Source organism: Duganella flavida (assembly GCF_009857445.1).
In the GTDB taxonomy this organism is placed as follows: Bacteria; Pseudomonadota; Gammaproteobacteria; order Burkholderiales; family Burkholderiaceae_D; genus Rugamonas; species Rugamonas flavida.
The window spans coordinates 86,854-104,549 of the sequence record NZ_WWCN01000017.1 but is presented as its reverse complement, the minus strand read 5'-3'; the positions used below and the strand labels follow the sequence as shown (position 1 = coordinate 104,549).

20 protein-coding genes and 1 tRNA gene are annotated in these 17,696 nt (G+C 60.3%); 9 read left to right on the top strand and 12 right to left on the bottom strand.

What is annotated here, in order from left to right; all coding sequences use genetic code 11:
- Positions 1–45 precede the first annotated feature (45 nt).
- The 4 genes from GTP46_RS23580 to GTP46_RS23565 are packed head-to-tail and all read left to right on the top strand — an operon-like array spanning position 46 to position 3,243.
- Positions 46–603, top strand: coding sequence for an RNA polymerase sigma factor (locus tag GTP46_RS23580; protein ID WP_229259067.1), 558 nt, complete (start codon positions 46–48; stop codon positions 601–603).
- Positions 600–1,295 carry a zf-HC2 domain-containing protein gene (locus tag GTP46_RS23575; protein WP_161009073.1) on the top strand — a complete coding sequence of 232 codons (696 nt, stop codon included), beginning with the start codon at positions 600–602 and terminating at the stop codon, positions 1,293–1,295. The genes GTP46_RS23580 and GTP46_RS23575 overlap by 4 nt, the downstream gene beginning before the upstream one ends.
- Entirely contained in the window at positions 1,292–2,569 is a 1,278-nt protein-coding gene (locus GTP46_RS23570) for a S8 family peptidase (RefSeq protein WP_161009072.1), read from the top strand. The genes GTP46_RS23575 and GTP46_RS23570 overlap by 4 nt, the downstream gene beginning before the upstream one ends.
- A complete protein-coding gene (locus GTP46_RS23565; protein WP_161009071.1) occupies positions 2,521–3,243 on the top strand; it encodes a TorF family putative porin in 723 nt (240 codons plus the stop codon). The genes GTP46_RS23570 and GTP46_RS23565 overlap by 49 nt, the downstream gene beginning before the upstream one ends.
- A gap of 3 nt (positions 3,244–3,246) precedes the next feature.
- On the opposite strand, the gene GTP46_RS30215 is transcribed toward GTP46_RS23565, so the two are convergent.
- Entirely contained in the window at positions 3,247–3,690 is a 444-nt protein-coding gene (locus tag GTP46_RS30215; RefSeq protein ID WP_161009070.1) for a glycine zipper 2TM domain-containing protein, read from the bottom strand.
- Positions 3,691–3,894: 204 nt separating this feature from the next.
- Between GTP46_RS30215 and GTP46_RS23555 the strand changes: the two genes are divergently transcribed.
- Entirely contained in the window at positions 3,895–4,800 is a 906-nt protein-coding gene (locus GTP46_RS23555; RefSeq protein ID WP_161009069.1) for an alpha/beta fold hydrolase, read from the top strand.
- Positions 4,801–4,806: 6 nt separating this feature from the next.
- On the opposite strand, the gene GTP46_RS23550 is transcribed toward GTP46_RS23555, so the two are convergent.
- The 4 genes from GTP46_RS23550 to GTP46_RS23535 form a co-directional block, all read right to left on the bottom strand.
- Complete coding sequence (locus tag GTP46_RS23550; protein ID WP_161009068.1) at positions 4,807–5,103, bottom strand: hypothetical protein; 297 nt, start codon at positions 5,101–5,103, stop codon at positions 4,807–4,809.
- Between the two features lie 289 nt (positions 5,104–5,392).
- Complete coding sequence (locus tag GTP46_RS30415; protein WP_371869735.1) at positions 5,393–5,575, bottom strand: helix-turn-helix transcriptional regulator; 183 nt, start codon at positions 5,573–5,575, stop codon at positions 5,393–5,395.
- An 85-nt stretch (positions 5,576–5,660) separates the two neighbouring features.
- A complete protein-coding gene (locus GTP46_RS23540; protein ID WP_161009066.1) occupies positions 5,661–5,933 on the bottom strand; it encodes a helix-turn-helix domain-containing protein in 273 nt (90 codons plus the stop codon).
- Positions 5,934–6,518: 585 nt separating this feature from the next.
- Positions 6,519–6,603 (bottom strand) — tRNA-Leu (locus GTP46_RS23535).
- 157 nt (positions 6,604–6,760) lie between these two features.
- On the opposite strand from GTP46_RS23535, the gene GTP46_RS23530 reads away from it, so the two are divergent.
- On the top strand, positions 6,761–8,722 hold the full coding sequence (locus GTP46_RS23530) for an APC family permease (RefSeq protein ID WP_161009065.1): 1,962 nt from the start codon (positions 6,761–6,763) through the stop codon (positions 8,720–8,722).
- Between the two features lie 64 nt (positions 8,723–8,786).
- Entirely contained in the window at positions 8,787–9,233 is a 447-nt protein-coding gene (locus GTP46_RS23525) for a hypothetical protein (protein WP_161009064.1), read from the top strand.
- Here the strand turns inward: GTP46_RS23525 and GTP46_RS23520 are convergent.
- Positions 9,223–11,112, bottom strand: a complete 1,890-nt coding sequence (locus GTP46_RS23520) for an AAA family ATPase (protein WP_161009063.1) — start codon at positions 11,110–11,112, stop codon at positions 9,223–9,225. The two genes, GTP46_RS23525 and GTP46_RS23520, sit on opposite strands and share 11 nt — an antisense overlap.
- Before the next feature lie 381 nt (positions 11,113–11,493).
- Between GTP46_RS23520 and GTP46_RS23515 the strand changes: the two genes are divergently transcribed.
- Positions 11,494–11,886, top strand: coding sequence for a gel scht (locus tag GTP46_RS23515; protein WP_161009062.1), 393 nt, complete (start codon positions 11,494–11,496; stop codon positions 11,884–11,886).
- 23 nt (positions 11,887–11,909) lie between these two features.
- Entirely contained in the window at positions 11,910–12,308 is a 399-nt protein-coding gene (locus GTP46_RS23510) for a gel scht (RefSeq protein WP_161009061.1), read from the top strand.
- A 6-nt stretch (positions 12,309–12,314) separates the two neighbouring features.
- Here the strand turns inward: GTP46_RS23510 and GTP46_RS23505 are convergent, their stop codons facing one another.
- The 6 genes from GTP46_RS23505 to GTP46_RS23480 all read right to left on the bottom strand — a co-directional run bounded on the left by GTP46_RS23505 (position 12,315) and on the right by GTP46_RS23480 (position 17,695).
- Positions 12,315–13,043: a substrate-binding periplasmic protein gene (locus tag GTP46_RS23505; protein WP_161009060.1), complete on the bottom strand. Its 729-nt coding sequence runs from the start codon at positions 13,041–13,043 to the stop codon at positions 12,315–12,317.
- Between the two features lie 75 nt (positions 13,044–13,118).
- Positions 13,119–14,843, bottom strand: coding sequence for an ArnT family glycosyltransferase (locus GTP46_RS23500; protein ID WP_161009059.1), 1,725 nt, complete (start codon positions 14,841–14,843; stop codon positions 13,119–13,121).
- 100 nt (positions 14,844–14,943) lie between these two features.
- Positions 14,944–15,213: a type B 50S ribosomal protein L31 gene (locus GTP46_RS23495; RefSeq protein WP_161009058.1), complete on the bottom strand. Its 270-nt coding sequence runs from the start codon at positions 15,211–15,213 to the stop codon at positions 14,944–14,946.
- Positions 15,214–15,387: 174 nt separating this feature from the next.
- Positions 15,388–16,650 (bottom strand): transcription termination factor Rho, encoded by a 1,263-nt coding sequence (gene rho / locus GTP46_RS23490; RefSeq protein WP_092276188.1) that lies wholly within the window; start codon positions 16,648–16,650, stop codon positions 15,388–15,390.
- Positions 16,651–16,780: 130 nt separating this feature from the next.
- Positions 16,781–17,107 carry a thioredoxin TrxA gene (gene trxA, locus GTP46_RS23485; protein WP_090182984.1) on the bottom strand — a complete coding sequence of 109 codons (327 nt, stop codon included), beginning with the start codon at positions 17,105–17,107 and terminating at the stop codon, positions 16,781–16,783.
- A 195-nt stretch (positions 17,108–17,302) separates the two neighbouring features.
- A complete protein-coding gene (locus tag GTP46_RS23480; RefSeq protein ID WP_161009057.1) occupies positions 17,303–17,695 on the bottom strand; it encodes a response regulator in 393 nt (130 codons plus the stop codon).
- Position 17,696 lies beyond the last annotated feature (1 nt).

Below are 17,696 nucleotides of genomic sequence, written 5' to 3'. Positions count from 1 at the left end.
TATTCACCGCACCAGGGGAGAATATGCATGCGGATAGGCGGCAGGATGGGCGGGTTGGACGAATTGGATGAAGGGGCTTTGCTGCGGCGCATACGCGGCGGGGACCGGCTCGCCTTCCAGCAGCTTTACCGCGCTTATTTTTCGCGGCTGGCGCGGTTTTTGGACCGCATGACGCGCAACGTGCCGCTGGTGGAAGAGATCATCAACGACACCATGATGGTGGTGTGGCAGAAGGCTGATACGTTTGATGGCAGCTGCAAGCTGTCCACCTGGATTTTCGCCATCGCCTACCGCCAGGGACTGAAGGCCTTGCGCGGATTGGACGTGCCGCTGGAGCCGCAGGAGGATCAGGCAGGCGACGCCGCGCAGGAACCTGAGCACGCGATGGCGGCGCGCCAGTTGCAGCAGGGCGTGAGCCGGGCGCTGGACCAGCTGCCGCTGGAGCAGCGCATGGTGGTCAGCCTGACCTATTATCATGGCATGGCCTACCAGGAGATTGCCGAGACGATGGAGTGTCCGGTCAACACGGTCAAGACGCGCATGTTCCACGCCCGGATCAAGCTCAAGGACATGCTGTCCGCTCATAGGGAAGAGATGCAATGAGTACCAACATCACCACGCACAACGCATTGCAGGAATTGCTGCCGTGGTACGCGTCCGGTTCGCTGGAGGCGGAGGAAGCGCGCCGCGTGCAGGAGCACCTGCAGCAGTGCGCCGCCTGCCGCGCCGACCTGGCCTGGCAGCGCAAGCTGCTGGAAACGGAAGGCCCGCTACCGGCCGGACTCGATCCGGAACGCGCACTGGCGCGCTTGATGCCGCAATTGGATGCCACACCCGCCACCGCCCCGGCTCGCGCTGCCGATACCGCCGCCGCGCCGCAAGCGGCACGCCCGCAGCCGCGTTCCTCGCCCACGCCTCGGGGCTGGGGCGAGCGTCTGCGTGCTTGGCTGGGTGACGGCGGCTGGCAAGGCTGGGCGATTGCAGCGCAATGCGCTGTGATCGCCGTGCTGGCGGTGCAGCTGCTGCCGCGCGGTGCCGCGCCAACTTATCAGGCATTGGGACATGGCGCCGCCGCCACGCCGGACTTGCTGGTGGTCTTCAAGCCAGACGCACGCTTGCAGGATGTGCAGCGCCTGATGCAGGAAAACGGCGCGCAAATCGTCGGCGGTCCAACCGTCACCGGCGCCTATATTCTGGACGTGGACGCCGGCCATCAGGCGCAATTGCTGGCTGCATTGCGCGCCCACCCATCGGTGGAGCTAGCCGAATCACTCACCGCCGCAGGCCAGCCATGATGCGATTGCTGGCGTTAGTCCTGTGGCTGTACACTGGCGTCGCCGCGGCGCAATCGGGACAGGACTTGCCGCAAAGCGGCGCATGGTCGCCTGCAGCAGTCGAGGCGCCAAAGGTGGTGGAGAACGCCGAAATCCTGGTCATGTTCCACCTGCCCGCACCGCACTTCCGCGCCGATAACTACGGCGGCGCCAACTACCGCGAAGACGCCGGCCGTGCTGCACGCCAGCGCATGGCCGCAGCAGTGGCGCAAGACTACCAGCTGGAACTGATGGAAGACTGGGCCATGCCGGCGCTCAGCGTCGATTGCTACCGTATGCGCCTGCCCGCCGGCCAGGAAGCCGCACCGTTGCTGGCGGCGATGGCGCGCGATCGCCGCATCGAATGGGCGCAGCTGATCCAGGACTTCGCGGCACAAGCAGGCAGCGATCCGCTGTACCGCATGCAGCCTGCCGCAGGTCCCTGGCAACTGGCGGAGGTACGCAAGGCCGCTACCGGCCGCAAGGTCACGGTGGCGGTGGTTGATAGCGGCGTTGAAAGCAGCCATCCCGATCTGGCCGGGCAGGTGTCGGTGGAAGAGAACTTTGTCGACGGCCAGAAGTACGTGGCCGAGTTGCACGGCACCGCAGTGGCAGGCGTCATCGCCGCGCGCGCTGGCAATGGTGTCGGCATCGAAGGTATAGCGCCGGATGCGCGGCTGATGGCCTTGCGCGCCTGCTGGCAAAGCGGCAGCGCCACGCGCTGCAACAGTTTCACGCTGGCCAAGGCCATTAACTTCGCCTTGCTGAACGGCGCGCAGGTGATCAACCTCAGTTTGTCCGGACCGCAGGACCGGCTGTTGCAGCAACTGGTGGAAGCGGCGCAGGCGCGCGGCATCCGTGTGGTTGGCGCGGTTGATCCGGCGCGGCCGGATGGCGGCTTCCCGGCCAATACGCCGGGTGTGTTTGCAGTGGCTGCGGACGGCACGCTGCCGCGCATCGGTGTGCGCGCCTTGCTGGCGCCGGGCCGCGATATCCCCACCACGCTGCCGGGTGGGCGCTGGGGCATGGTGGCTGGATCGTCGTATGCTGCGGCCCATGTCTCCGGCATGCTGGCGCTGATCGAAGAACTCAAGCCGCAACTCCCCGCAGCCCAGCTACGCGACGGCATTGTGCTGAGCGAAGGCAGCGCAGCTTTGACCGGCATCGATCTTTGTGCCACCATCATCCGCACTACAGGAAAATGTTCATGCGCGTGCCAACCCAGTTCCAGCAGCCGATACGCACGCTCGCCCTGAGCATCTTGCCCTGGCTGCTGGCGCTTGATGCGCATGCGCAGTTGAGCGGCAGCGCGGGCGTCCTGTCCAACTATCTGTATCGCGGCATCTCGCTCAGCAGCGACAAGCCGGCCGCGCGGCTGGCCCTCAACTATGACGACGCGGCCGGCTGGTTCGCAGGTGGGCAAGTGGTGACGGGGCAGCTGGCGGTGGAGACGCATCGTAGCGCGCAGTGGACCGGCTACGCGGGCTATGCGCAGCGCCTGCCTTCCGGACTGGCGTGGGAGGCCGGTGTGACGGCCTATGATTTTCCGCGCAGGCCCAACTGGAATTTTCACGAAGCGTTTATCGGCCTGGCTGGCGACAGCATCAGCGCGCGCTTGCATTATTCACCGGACTACTTAGGCATGGGCGAACGCTCGCTGTACGGCGAGCTGAATGGCGGCTGGGCGCTGGCTTCGCGCCTGCAGGCGTTCTGGCATGGCGGCTATTACTACTCGCTCGATAATGCGCGCTCCAACCGCGCTGAGGCACGCATCGGACTGGCCAGTTCGCATCGGGAATGGCGGGCGCAGGTGTCGCTCGATCTGGTGCGGCTGCGCGGTGGAACCAGTACGGATATCTACGGCAATGTCACGGGCGGCGCTGGCGTGATGCGCCATCAAGTAGTGCTCAACGTCGCCCGTGCTTTTTAAGGCTTATTGCTGGTTGCGCTTGGCGATCTCGTTGCCGACGTAACCGCCGCCGACCGCACCGGCAATCGTCGCCAGCTTGCGGCCATTACCGCTACCCACCTGGTTGCCCAGCAAACCACCCACCACTGCACCAAGGCCGATGCCGACTACGCTGTTTTGCGGAGCAGGCGCTGGAGCAGGAGCTTGCGTCTGCACGACCTGCGGCTGCGGCGCGGCGGTGTGATGCACCACAGTGCGATGCTCGACCACGCGGCGTGGTTCAGGCGCTAGCACTGGGGCATTGACCGGCGCTGCGCTGGCGACCAGCGGTGTTGGCATCGCGGCAGGGGCGGTGGTGGCTTTCGAATCCGGCAGCAAGCCAGCAATCGACGCTGCGCCAACCAGGCTTACCAAGGTTACCGAAGCGGCGGCAACTGCCATCATGGGATGAATGCGGGTGCGTTCCATTTTGTTCTCTCCTGAATATCGCCATCAGTGGCGCTTGCCCATATAACGAGCGGGGGAGGGCCGCCGGTGACGCAAAAAGTGTTTCCTAAGTAAGCAAATGTTACTGATACTAATGGTTGAAACTGTAGGCGCTGATTAGCGACTACCGGATGGGTAATCTGAAGACCATACTGTGTTCATCAACCCTTACCTGAGGAGCACAAAATGAACAAGGCAATTAAAGGTTTCATGTTCGCAACGGCACTGGCCGGCGCATCGTTAGCCCAAGCAGCCGCACCAAGCGGCTATACCGATAAAGTCGCGCAGGTGAATGGCACGCAGATTCACTACCAGGTCGGCGGCAAAGGCACGCCTGTGGTCCTGCTGCACGGCTACACCCAAACCGGCTACATGTGGCGTCCCATCATGGCCGAGCTGGCCAAGACCCATACCGTGATCGTGCCCGACCTGCGCGGCGCCGGCGCATCGGCCAAGGCTGCGGATGGCTACGAAAAAGCCAATATGGCCAAGGACATTCACGAACTGGTCAAAACCGTGAGCGATGAACCGGCTACCGTGGTCGGTCACGATATCGGCTTGATGGTGGCGTACGCCTACGCCGCGCAATATCCGCAAGACACGCAGAAGCTGGCGCTGATGGACGCCTTCCTGCCTGGCATCGGCAACTGGAAAGACATGTTCCTGCTGCGCGACCTGTGGCACTTCCACTTCTTCGGCAACACGCCGGAGCAGCTGGTAAAAGGCCGCGAGCGCACCTACTTCGAACACTTTTGGAACGACTTCGCCGCTGACCGCAACCACTCGATTCCGGAAGCGGACCGCAAGCTGTATGCAAAAGCGTATGCGCAACCGGGCGGCATCCACGCCGGCTTCGAATACTTCAAGACCTTCCCGCAAGACGCCGAGCGCTTTGCTGAACTGGGCAAAACCAAGCTGACCATTCCGGTGCTGGTGCTGGCTGGTGAAAAATCGGGTGGCGAGTTCCTGATCAACCAGGTCAAGCTGGTGGCCGATAATGTGGACGGCAAAGTCATCCAGGGTTCCGGCCACTGGGTGATGGAAGAAGCCCCACAGCAAACCATCCCGGCCCTGCTTGGTTTCATTCAGTAATAAGCGCTAGTGAATCAGTCTCAGCATGAAGCCAGTCAGCAATGACGATTGCAATATGGCGATGCCGACGACCCATCGCACCAGCTCGGTCCGGGTTTCCGCAATGTTGACTTCGAGTTCAAGCTTGACCTGCTCAATTTTTGTGTTGCCCCGGACCTCAACTTCTTGCAGTTTGTTGGATAGCTGGCCCAGTTCGTTAAATAGCTGACCGTTGGTTTCTGCTTGAATTTCTGCCAGGGCAGGCTGCACGCCGGCTTCCATCAGGCGTTTGGCATGTTGATGACTGTCGAAAGGAGTGGACATGATCGCACCTTGGGCATGAGTAAGCGTTCATGGTGGGCCGAGTAAGACAGCCTATTGTGAGAGAAATCAGGAAAACGCGGCGCAGAAATGAAAAAAGCACAGAGGATCTCTGTGCTTTTTTCAGGTGTTCTGGTGCCCGGGCCGGAATCGTTATTTGAAACGACGCCCGTCGTTATTGGCCCTCTATTAGATACCGTCAAATGTACCGTCAAAAATACCGTCAGCTTCCCTTGTGTCCCCGGTAAGATTCCTTTCGCCGAGGATTTTTGTCGCAAACATGGAGTTTAGTTTAGCGTTTGTTGGTGCGATCTGCAAGAACGCGCGCGACGCTGGCTGATGTGATCCGACTTGCTCTAGTGCTGAGTTTAATTAACTCTAGTTCGCCGTTCGCCACCATCCGGTAAACGGTCGCATGTGATATCTCCAGGAGTTCCATAACGCTGCTGATTTTGTACAGTAGAGGACGCAGCAATCAGCGCCACAGCTACCCGCTGTGCTTGCAAGTTCGCTGATTTGAATAATTCGCATCGTCTTTTTTTGCCTACTGTTCGCAGCGGTCATTTGGCCACCTTCGATGATTTTCGAGGGCGTCCTCGCGTCGGTGTTGATTCCTTCATCGCGGAGGCGTCAATCAGTTGTGCGATATCGCTGACGCGGAAAAAGTTGCGGCTCCCGATCTTAACCGGGTCAAGTTGAAATCGCTTTTCACAAAGGCGGTTTCTAACTGTCTGTGTTTCTAAGCCAAGGATGGCGGCGGTTTTCTTAAGCGGTACGAGTAACGCACCCTGCGAGATTTGTAGTACGAGATCCAACGTGGTTGGCTGTGACATAGGCTTCTCCATAGCTAGCCTGGTTTGCGGGCTAGTCTCAAACTGTCAATGCACCTAGCGGTGCGGTTGGGCGGTTCTATGGAGTTTTGCGAGGGGGGCGTTCGAAGGTGCGTCGATCAGCGCTAATGAAAGAGGATGCTGGCAGTGGCTGCGGACGGGACGTGTCTAATTTAATTCTGCGAAACGCGCCCACTTCATCTACCGCTTTCTTCCAAAGTTGGAAGACGAAAACGTAAACAATCGCAACGCATACGAAGCTAAGGATGCTGGCACCGAACAAGATAAACCAACTTAAGACCAGAAATGCAGACAGCGTAGCTGCGAGGTAGATCGCAGTGCAAGTAGTCGCGACGGAGATCGCTTTGCGGATATGGTGGTGGTCGTATGTGTTGCTGTACATAGCATGCAATGTACCAAGGCCAAGGGCCAGTAGCAAGCATCGAGAGATATCCCGATATACCAAAATAGTTTTTGGTTGTGAAACCTAATTTGAGCCCCGTAGAGCTGGTCAAATTTGGTCAAATGACTTGATGTGAATCGGTATAATTGAGCATCCTCGTCTATACCTTATTCCTTGCAATACCCTGGTGCCCCGGGCCGGAATCGAACCGGCACGCCTTGCGGCGGCGGATTTTGAGTCCGCTGCGTCTACCAATTCCACCACCGAGGCAGGTGTATTGCAATGCGACCAGTATTATCACCGATTTGGCACCACGCCGCAAGTCTCTCTCCAATTTTTACAATTTCATAAGTATTTCTGCCCGGGCGAAGCAGGTATCATCTTGCTTACCGCCAGACTTTGCCGGCCCACACCGGCCTAGAGACGCATGAAAAATAATAAGATTCGCGAGATTATCCTTGGAAAACCGCTCGACCCGATGAAGAGCGAGACGCGCCATTCGATGGCGCTGGTGGCTTTCCTGGCCTGGGTCGGCCTCGGTGCGGACGGCCTGTCGTCCTCCGCCTACGGTCCTGAAGAAACTTTCCGCGCACTGGGCGGCCATACCCATCTTGGCCTGTACATGGCGATTGCCACGGCGGCCACGGTGTTCATCATTGCGCTGGCCTACAACCAGGTGATCGAGTTGTTCCCGACCGGTGGCGGTGGCTACCGCGTGGCGAGCAAGCTGGTGGGGCCGTATCTCGGCCTGATCTCCGGCTGCGCGCTGATCCTCGATTATGTGCTGACGATTGCCATTTCCATCGCCTCCGGCGTCGATGCGCTGGCCTCGTTCCTGCCGCTCGGTTTCCAGCCCTACAAGCTATGGGCCGAGGTGTTTTTCATCGGGCTGCTGATTGTGATGAACCTGCGCGGCCTGAAGGAGGCGATCCAGATCCTGCTGCCGATCTTCCTCGGCTTTGTGGTCACGCATTTGGTATTAATCGTTTATGGCATTTTCGCCCACGCCTCCCATCTGCCGGAGCTGGTGCCGAACACGCTGGCCGAGACCAGCGAACTGGCCAGCCATATCGGCTGGGTCGGCGTCGCGGGCATGCTGCTGCTGGCGTATTCGCAGGGCGGCGGTACGTACACCGGGCTGGAGGCAGTGTCCAACAACGTCAACCTGTTGGCCGAGCCGCGCGTGCGCACCGGTAAGGTGACGATGCTGTACATGGCTTTGTCGCTGGCGTTCACGGCGGGCGGCATCATCTTGCTGTATTTGCTGTGGGATGCACAGCCGGTGCCGGGCGAGACGTTGAATGCGTCGACCTTCAAGACCATCATCGCCAGCATGGGCCTGGGTGGCGAGGTGGTGAACCAGATGCTGCTGGTGGTGGTGCTGGCGTTTGAGGCCGGCCTGCTGTTTGTGGCCGCGAATACCGGCTTCCTTGGCGGTCCATCGGTGCTGTCTAACATGGCGGCCGATTCCTGGGTGCCGCACAAATTCCGCTATCTGTCGACGCGGCTGGTGACGCAGAACGGCATTCTGGTGATGGGCTTCGCCGCGCTGGCCATTCTGTGGTGGACTGGCGGTAGCGTCACCTTGCTGGTGGTGCTGTATTCGATTTCGGTGTTTCTGACGTTTGCGATTTCTCTGTTCGGGCTGGTGCTGTACTGGTCGCGCAATCGCAAGAGGGGCACGCAGTGGAAGCGGCGCTGGCTGTTGTCGGCGATTGGCTTTGTGATTTGCGCCAGCATTCTGGTGGTGCTGCTGATCGAGAAGTTTGCTGATGGCGGCTGGGCGACGGCGGCCATCATTGCGGTGATGGCGGCGTTCTGCATCTACGTTCGCCGCCACTACCGCGAGACCAAGGAAGCGATTCATTCGGTGGACGAGGTGTTCGCCAGCCAGCCGTTTGGTTCGAACACGGAGCCGGTGGAGCCGAATCCCGATGAGCAGACGGCGGTGTTCATTGTTGGTACCTCGCGCGGCGGCGGTTTGCATGCGCTGCTGTGGGTGCAGCGCATGTTCCCGAATCACTTCAAGAATTTCTTGTTCGTGAATGCGCGCACGGTGGATTCGCATGCCTACGGCGGCGAAGGCGCGCTGGAGCAGATGCGCACCGAGGCGGCGGAGACGCTGGAGTTCTTCGTGGACTTCTGTCACAGCCACCGCATGGCGGCTTCATCGTACCTGGGCTTCGGCACCGATGCGGTGGAGGAGGTGACACGGCTGTGCGAAGAAATCAGCAGCGAATTCCCACATGCGATTTTCTTCACCAGCAAACTGATCTTCGCATCTGACAACTGGTTCACGCGCCTGCTACACAATCAGGCGGCATTGGCCGCGCAACGCCGCTTGCATCTGGAGGGTTTGCAGATGGTGATCCTGCCGATGAAAGTGTGACTTAGATCAATCGTGACGGGGCCGGCGTGAGCGGATAATGGACGCTCTACGCATGGAGGCAGTCATGGAACTGGTCGAGCGGGTGGAGGCGCTGGAGGAGCAGGTTGGCGAGCTGAAGATGCTGGTCAAGGACAAGCATAACGGCGTGCTCAACCACCATAGCGGGCAGTTGCTGGAGTTACGCAAAGACGTAGCAGTGCTGATTACGAAAGTCGCTATCCTGGAAGAGCGGGTCAAAGCGCTCGTAGACAGGGTGGATGCGCTGGAAAAGCGTGTTGAGACACTTGAGAGGCGCGTCGAGGCGCTTGAACGGCGAATCGAAGTACTTGAGCGGCGTGTAGAAGCACTTGAGCGGCGTGTGGAAGCGCTTGAGCATCGCATTGCAGCGCTGGAGCAAAAGGTCGAAAAAATGGATATGCGTTTGAAGCGCGTTGAAATATTGATGTGGGTACTCATCGCGCTACTCGCCCCGCAGTCGCTCCTGTTTTTTGTCCGCACCCTCAGTCCTTGAGTTTTTGCTGCTCCAGTAGCGCGAAGATGGCGTCTTTGGAGAGCACGTATTGGTCCATCAGCACGCCTTTCAGTTGTTCGATCGGTTCGCGGTAGTCGGCGATGGCTTTTAGCGTGTAGCTGTAGAGTTCATCGGCTTTGGCTTGGACTTGGTCGAGGCCGGCTTCTTTTCCTTTGAAATGGCTGTGGTCGATTTTCGAGCGTGAGTACATCGACAGTTTGTTGACCATCAGGTCCAGCATGGAGGTGGCTTTCTCGATGTCGTTCTGGCTGCCCACTGAAATGCCGCGCGGGCCGTAGAACAGTTCTTCCGCTGCGACGCCGCCGTACAGCTGGATCACGTCGCGTTCCAGTTCTTCCAGCGTGCGCAAGGCCACGTCATCCGAGGCCGACAGCACATAGCCCAGCGCGCCCAGCTTGGACACCGACTCGGTCGATATCTTCAGCAGCGGCGAGCGCTCCTTCACTTCCGCCAGCGATAAACCTTCGCGCAGCCACGGATCGATTTGCATGAAGAAGTGGCCCAGCTCGTGCAAGGCGACGCGCTCGCGCTGGCGGGTTTTTTCCGCCGTGGTGGCGCGGTCGGTCAGGCCGATGGTGGCGCGTTCGAAGGCGCGGAACATCAGCTCGGTGTTGATGATTTTGTTTTCCTGAATCGCCAGCATGCTGGCGCGTTCCACCACGGTTTGTAGTACCGCAGGGCTGAGGTTGGCCGTGATCTCGGCCACATGGTCTAGCTGTAAATCGTCCCAGTCGACGCAGCCGTCGGCCTTGCGTGCCAGGAAGGAGCGCAGCAGCTCGCGCCGCTCAGCCTTGTTCGGCAAGCGGAAGTTGATCTTGACCGAGAAGCGCCGCAGCATGGCTTCGTCCATGCGCGTGGAGGCCTCGTCGAAGTTGGAGGCCACTACCCAGATCACGCCTTCGCCCTTGTCGCTACGCACGCCGTCGAGCAAGCCCAGCAGGGTGTTGGCGGTATCGTCTTCCCATTTCTTTTCACCACGGCCGCGCGGCATGAACAGGCCCTGCGCTTCGTCGAGGAAGATGATGCACTTGCCACGCGCACAAGCCTTGCGGTACAGCGCATGCAGTGCCTTCGAGCCGCCGCCGACGTAGCCCGATTCCAGCGCCGACGCCGACGCCTGGATCAGCGGAATATCCAGCCGCTTGGCGAGGTAGCCGGCCAGCTTGGTCTTGCCGGTGCCGGCCGGTCCGGTCAGCATGACGTTGAACGGCTTGTCGATGGCGTGCTCTTTGTAGAGGGCGCGGTTGCGTATCATGTCTTCCAGGTGCAGCACTTCCTGTTTGATGTCTTCCATGCCGATCAGGTCATCCATGCTGCCGCCCAGCTGGTCCGGCGTCAGCACGGTGGCGCTCACGCCCATGCCGGGCAGGGCTTGCTTGAGCAGGAATAGCGCCAGACCTACCAGCAAAATATCGATCACATGGCGGCTCAGGAAACCGAGCACACGCGCCAGCTTGTTGTCGTCGTCATCTTGCATTACCGCCTTGTGCGAGGCGAGATAGTCGTCGCGGGCGATGGCGTAGGGGATGTTATTGCGCAGCAGGACTTCGCGTTCCAGGCTCAGGTGCGTGGTGCCCGGCACTTTGACGACGTACAGCTTGTCGTCCTGCTTGAACTTGAAGATGTAACGCGGCGCCTCTGATTGTGGCGCCGCCACCAGCAGGTATTCCAGTTGCGCGCGGCGCGACGGCAGGGCAGTGACCAGGGCAATATCCTGCGAGCGCAGCACCGGAGTGCTGTCCTGCGGCACCTCGGCGCGCAGGCCTAACAAGATGGCCAGGCTGACCGTCAAGGCCAACAGGGCGGCGCGCACATAGTTGTTACGCAGGGCAGATTGAAGTTTATGCAAGGTGAACATGACGCGCCATCCAGAGGGCATGCTGCCGGGGCCGGGCGCGAGGATGGGGCGCAGCAGCCGGGGCCGCTATAACCGGCGCGCAGGGTGGGGCGCGGCCGAAGGGTATTAAATGCTGCCGTACGGCAATGCATTCAATGCGCAACTATAGCCGCAGCGGCGGCTTTTGTATCACGTCGCCCCCACAAAAAGGCGCAACGCGCAACACATCCCATCCATACACCGTCTATGCCGGTTTTTTTGCAGCTGGTGCGCGTGCTTTGACGGCTCGTCGCATGCGCAAGATCTTTACGTAGCGCTTTGCTAACCTAGTCACGTCTACCGCTGCATTGAAAGTGACAGCGGTGGCTCCCGGCAATTCACTACAACTTAACGGAGCACTCCATGAAAACGATCCTTGCTGGCGTCGTGGCCGCACTCGCCCTGTCGTCCCTCACCATCGCCCATGCTGATGATCTCAGCGTCAAGATTAACAAGACCGCTACGCCGCAGCGCTACCATTTGCAGGAAGCGGACTTCCACGATTTTAAAAATACCTACTTGCTGGAAGATGGCCAGAAAGTCACTTTCAGCGCGCGCATGAACCAGTACTACACCCAGCTGGGCGATGGTGACCGCGAACGGATTTATGCCGTCTCGCCGACAGCCTTTGTTACCGAGCGCGGCGCCCGCATCGAGTTCCGTGAAAAAGGCGATACCGTCGGCATCAGCAATTTTGAAAAACTGTCGACGGCCGGTAATCTGCCTGCCAACACGGTTGTCATGGCGCGCCGCTGAACCTTTAACATCAGGAGACCATCATGAAAACCACTCTGTTGCGGGTGGCGGTTGCCGCCGCATTGTCGATCATCGCCGTGGCCCATGCCGCCGACCCGGACAACGAAAGCGTGAAAATCAGCGCGCCAAGTGCCGCTGATTTCAAGTTCAAGCCGCAGGATTTCCAGGAATACCTGTACACCTACGCGCTGAGCAATGGCGAGAAGCTGACGTTCACGCAGACAGCCGCGCGCTACTACGCGCAAATCAAGGGTGAGCAGAAAGTGGAAATTTTCCCGGTGGCGTCGGGCCAGTTTGTCACCCATGCCGGCACCCGCATCGCCTTTGCCAACGAGGGCGATGATCTGAGCATCAGCAACTACGAGCGCCTGCCGATGACGGCCCAGCTGCCGGCCGATACCACGGTGGTGGCGCTGCGCTGAACGGCGTTATTTGGCGGCCTGGTCGTATTTGCGGTCGATGCGCGTGAGGGTGCCATCGCGCCGCATCTCGGCCAGTGCGGCATTGAGCTTGTCGATTTGCTCATCCGGCACCGACGGGTTGCAGGCGAGGTAGACCTTCACGCGATGAAACACCATCAACGGCACCACCTTGTCCGACCAGTCTGGATGGCCGGGATAAGAGGCGCCGTTGCGGATCGCCACTGCCCACAGGTCGATGCGGTTGAGCAGCAGCTTTTGCGGATTCACCAGATCGTTGCTGACGGCTTCCACATTGAAGCCGCGGCTGCGCAGGTACTCGTCGCGCGCATCGCCCAGGTAGGTGCCGATGCGCAGCTTGCGCGCGTCATCCAGCGTGTTGAGCGGGAAGCTGTGGTCGGCGCGGCCCCAGAACTGCCATTCGGCCTCGTCGGTGGGGCCTACCCATTTGAACATCGTTTCGCGGTCCGGCGTGCGCGAGGTCGAATACAGGCAGGTCTGGCCATGCGTTTGCGCCATCAAAAAAGCGCGCTTCCAGGGCAGCAGGTCGAGTGTGTACTCGGTGCCGGTGCGCGTCATCATTTCACGGATTTTATCGGTGGCGCGGCCGGTAATGACGCCGTCCGGCCCGCGCATGCTGGCGGGCGGGGAGTGCTCGGTGATGATCGTCAGCGGCGCGGCCACGGCCGTGCGCAGACAAGTCGCCAGCAGTAAAAATGTCGGGATGATAAGTCGCATGGGCTGGCCGCTTTCTGCTGAAAAGCATAGCAGCAATGCCAGCCGGGCGGCAACACCCTGACCGTTTAGCCGGCCTTAGTCGGCGCGGCGGTACAGGCGGAAGCGTTCCTCGCGGTCGGCCGGGCGGCGGCCTTCCCACAGCAGGGTCCACTGCTTGCCCCGGTATTGCGCGGCGATTTCGCGCTCGTCGCGCACCCTGATGCTATCTTGCAACAATAGTAGTTCGCAGCGGCCGCCTTCGACGCCGGCAAATGGCAGCTGGGCGTAGTAGGCGAACGAGGCGCGCTGAGCGGCGCCGACATTGGTTTCGATGCAGCGCGTGTTGGCTGGCAGCTTGTCGGCAATCTGGCGTGCCACGCTGGCGTAGCTCTTGCTGTAATTGACGTCCGGCAGGAACAAGGTCATCAGCAGGATCCAGATCAGGATCAGGCCGCCCGAGGACAGCACCACGGCGCGCCACAGCACGGCCGGCTGGCGCGAGATGCGCCAGTACACCAGCACAAACCAGCCCAGGGTGGCGGCCAGCGCCACAAAGAAGGCGATCCAGCCCAGTTCCGGATGGAAGCCCGGCACCAGCTTGAGCGCGTTGCGTGCCGCTTGTACCGGCCAGCCGGTCAGCTTGGCGAACCAGAAGGTCCAGATCACGGCGGCGCACAGGGTCAGCGCCATCACCGAGAACCAGTCGATGAAGTTGATGGCGCTGCGCTTGACGGTCAGCAGGCCGAATGCAGCCATGACGGCCAGCGGCGGCAGCAGCACCAGCAACTGGCCTTGCTCAGGCGCTGGATTGCACACGGTCAGCAGCAAGCCCATGACCACGAAGGCCAGCGGCACCACAATGTGCAGCACACCGCGCTGGCGGCGCCAGGCCCATACCGCCCAGCCGGCAAACGGCCAGGCCGGCCAGAAGAACCAGATGCCAACGCGGAAGAAGAATTTGACCGAGGCCCAGCTCGGCAAGCCCAGTTGCAGCCAGTTCCAGCCCAGCCAGGCGTTCAGCGGCTGCTGGTGGTACGGCTCCAGCAGCTGGGCCGGCAGCAGCCACAGGGCGGCCACGATGCCGCCGGCGGCGATCATGGCGCCGAGGTCGCGCACCGCGCGGATAGCAGGCTGTGCCAGGAAACGGGTGCAGGCAAACAGAGCCAGCATCAGGCACACCGGCGTGATCCAGCCGCGCGCCAAGGTCAGCAGGCCGATCGCCAGCCCGCTGAGGACAGCGTTGCGCAGCGATGGTTTTTCCACGTAGCGCACGGTGCGGTACAGCAGGAGGGCGGTCATCGAGACTTGCAGCGCTTCCGGCGTAGTCTCGTGGCTGTGCAGCAGCAGGCCGAGGCAGCCGAGGTAGATCAGGACGGCAGCGTCGGCCAGGGTGCGGCCGAAATCGTTCGGTTCAGGCTGGCCGCCAAAGGCCAGCCGCAGCGGCTGCGCATCTTGCCGGCGGCCGAGGTGATAAGTGGCGTACCACAGTGACAGCACGCCCAGCAGGAAGATGGCCACCGTGCCTACGCGCGCGGCCAGCACGTCGCCCATCAGCCAGCCAAACAGTTTGATGCCGAGTGCGCCCAGCCAGAACGCCAGCGGGCCTTCGTCCGGCCACGACAGGCCGGCTACATTCGGCCACAACCAGTCTTGCCAGCTGCCGTGCGCCATGGTCCACATGATGCCGAAGCTGGCAGCGTCGTCGTTCTTCCACGGGTCGCGGCCGATCAGGCCAGGCAGGATGTACAGCAGGCCCAGGGCGAACAGCGCCCAGCGCGGCAAGGCCAGGGTAGCGGCGGCAGGAAGACGGACTGGCTTCATCGATGTGTGTTTTTATGAGTAGAACCGGAGTATGCAGGAAAACTGCATGGCAAACAAAAAAAGCAGCCAGAGGCTGCTTTTTTCATCGAAGCGGCTGAAATTAGCCTGCTGCGACAGCGGTTTTCGAACCGACGGTACCGAACTTCTGGCGGAATTTCTCAACGCGGCCAGCGGTGTCGACGATTTTGTGTTTGCCGGTGTAGAACGGGTGCGATTCAGCCGATACCTCGATCTTGATCAGCGGGTATTCTTTGCCGTTCAGTTCGATTTTTTCGCGGGTGCTGATGGTCGAACGGGTGACGAATTTGAAGTCGCACGACAGGTCGTGGAAAACAACTTCGCGGTAATCTGGATGGATTTCTGGTTTCATGGTGTAGCCTCGGTTAGTTTGGTAGCCAAACAGCACTTCGTCGATCTGTCCTACATCCTGATCCGATTGCTGATCACTTGCCAGTGAAAAAATAATACGATCGCGGATTATACCGGCGTAAACGCAAACAGGCAACCGAGGTTGCCTGTTTGGTAAGGTTGCTAAGCCGCTGGCTTAACCACCTCTACGCATCATATCGAAGAACTCAGTGTTGTTCTTCGTCGCGCGCATTTTGTCGAGGATGAACTCCATCGCCTCGATCTCGTCCATCGAGTACAGCAGCTTGCGCAGGATCCAGATCTTCTGCAACTGGTCCGGCTTGATCAGCAGTTCTTCGCGGCGGGTACCCGATTTGTTCAGGTTGATGGCCGGGTAGACGCGTTTCTCGGCCAGGCGGCGCTCCAGGTGCACCTCCATATTGCCGGTACCCTTGAATTCTTCGTAGATCACGTCGTCCATACGCGAACCGGTTTCGATCAGCGCGGTAGCGACGATGGTCAGCGAGCCGCCTTCTTCGACGTTACGGGCGGCGCCGAAGAAGCGCTTCGGACGTTGCAGCGCGTTGGCGTCGACACCACCGGTCAGCACTTTGCCCGAGGCAGGGATCACGGTGTTGTAAGCACGGGCCAGGCGGGTGATCGAGTCCAGCAGGATGACCACGTCTTTTTTCATTTCGACCAGGCGCTTGGCTTTTTCCAGCACCATCTCGGCGACCTGCACGTGGCGGGTGGCCGGTTCGTCGAAGGTCGAGGCCACGACTTCGCCGCGCACCGAACGCTGCATCTCGGTAACCTCTTCCGGACGTTCGTCGATCAGCAGTACGATCAGGGTGACGTCAGGGTGGTTCGAGGTGATCGCGTGGGCGATGTGCTGCAGCATGACCGATTTGCCGGACTTCGGCGACGCCACCAGCAGGCCGCGCTGGCCTTTGCCGATCGGCGAGATCAGGTCGACGATACGGCCGGTGATGTTCTCGGTGCCGTTGATGTCGCGCTCCAGGCGCAGCGGCTCGTTCGGGTGCAGCGGCGTCAGATTCTCAAACAGGATGCGGTGTTTCGAGGCTTCCGGCGATTCGCCGTTGACCTTGTCGACCTTGACCAGCGCGAAATAGCGCTCGCCATCTTTCGGGGTGCGCACTTCGCCCTCGATCGAGTCGCCGGTATGCAGGTTGAAGCGGCGGATCTGCGAAGGGGAAATGTAGATATCGTCGGTCGATGCCATGTAGCTGGCGTCCGGCGAGCGCAGGAAGCCGAAGCCGTCCGGCAGCACTTCCAGGGCGCCGTCGCCGAAGATTTGTTCGCCCGACTTGGCGCGTTTTTTCAGGATCGCGAACATCAGCTCTTGCTTGCGCAAGCGTGCTGCGTTATCGATATCCAGCCCGATGGCCATCTCCAGCAATGCTGAGACGTGTAAGGCCTTTAGTTCAGATAGATGCATATTGTTTGAGTATCCCGTGACGGGAAAGTAAAGGTAGGGGAGGGGACTACGTGGGTTGTCTCGTATTATTCAGCGGCGTCGCGGGCGCGGCGCCGCTGGTACCAACTCGCGGTATCGTACGGTATCTTACTTAGATATTGCTGTCGATGAAAGAGGTCAGCTGGCCTTTTGCCATTGCGCCAACCTTTTGCGCGGCAGCGACGCCGTTCTTGAACAGGATCAGGGTCGGGATGCCGCGGATACCGAACTTGGCTGGAACAGCCTGGTTCGAATCAACGTCCATCTTGGCGATCTGGATCTTGCCTTCGTATTCTTTCGCTACTTCTTCCAGGATCGGGGCAATGCTCTTGCAAGGACCGCACCACTCAGCCCAGAAGTCGACCAGCACTGGGCGGTCGGATTTCAGGACATCGGCGTCAAAAGATGCATCGGTAATGTGTTTGATATTTTCGCTCATATTTTCCTCAATCGAGGTCAGTAAGTAATAACGCCTGGGGACTGGGCCTCAAACGCTGCCATGAGCAGCAATTGGGTGCCATTTGCACGATTTCAATGTCTCGGAGGGGATGGCAACAAGGTCGGCAGGCGAGGGATGGCGTAAATAATAACCCATTTTTTAAAAATGTGCGGTTGTTTGTCGCAACCCTCTAAACTATTTACCAAGATTGCTCTGTAACGTGGCTGCGCGTTCCAGTAAAGCCCCCAGCGTCTCGATCGACATTGGCTTGGGACAGGCCTCCAGAATAGTCAGTCCCTGGGCCTCGGCCAGGCGGGCGGCGGTCTTCAGCACCGCGCCATCGACCCCGGACAGCAGCACCACGCAGCCTTGGTATTGCTGCGCCGCCGCAAGGCGCAGGAAGTCGATCCCATCCATGACCGGCATCGACAGGTCGCAAATCACCAGCTGCGGCGGCCGCAGGCGCAATTCGATCAGGGCGCGGCGGCCGTCGGTCTCGCGCACCACCGAGTGGGTGCCGAGGCCGGCGATCATGTCGGCCAGCAGTTCCAGCATAAATGCATCGTCATCCAGCAGCAGTATCCGCATC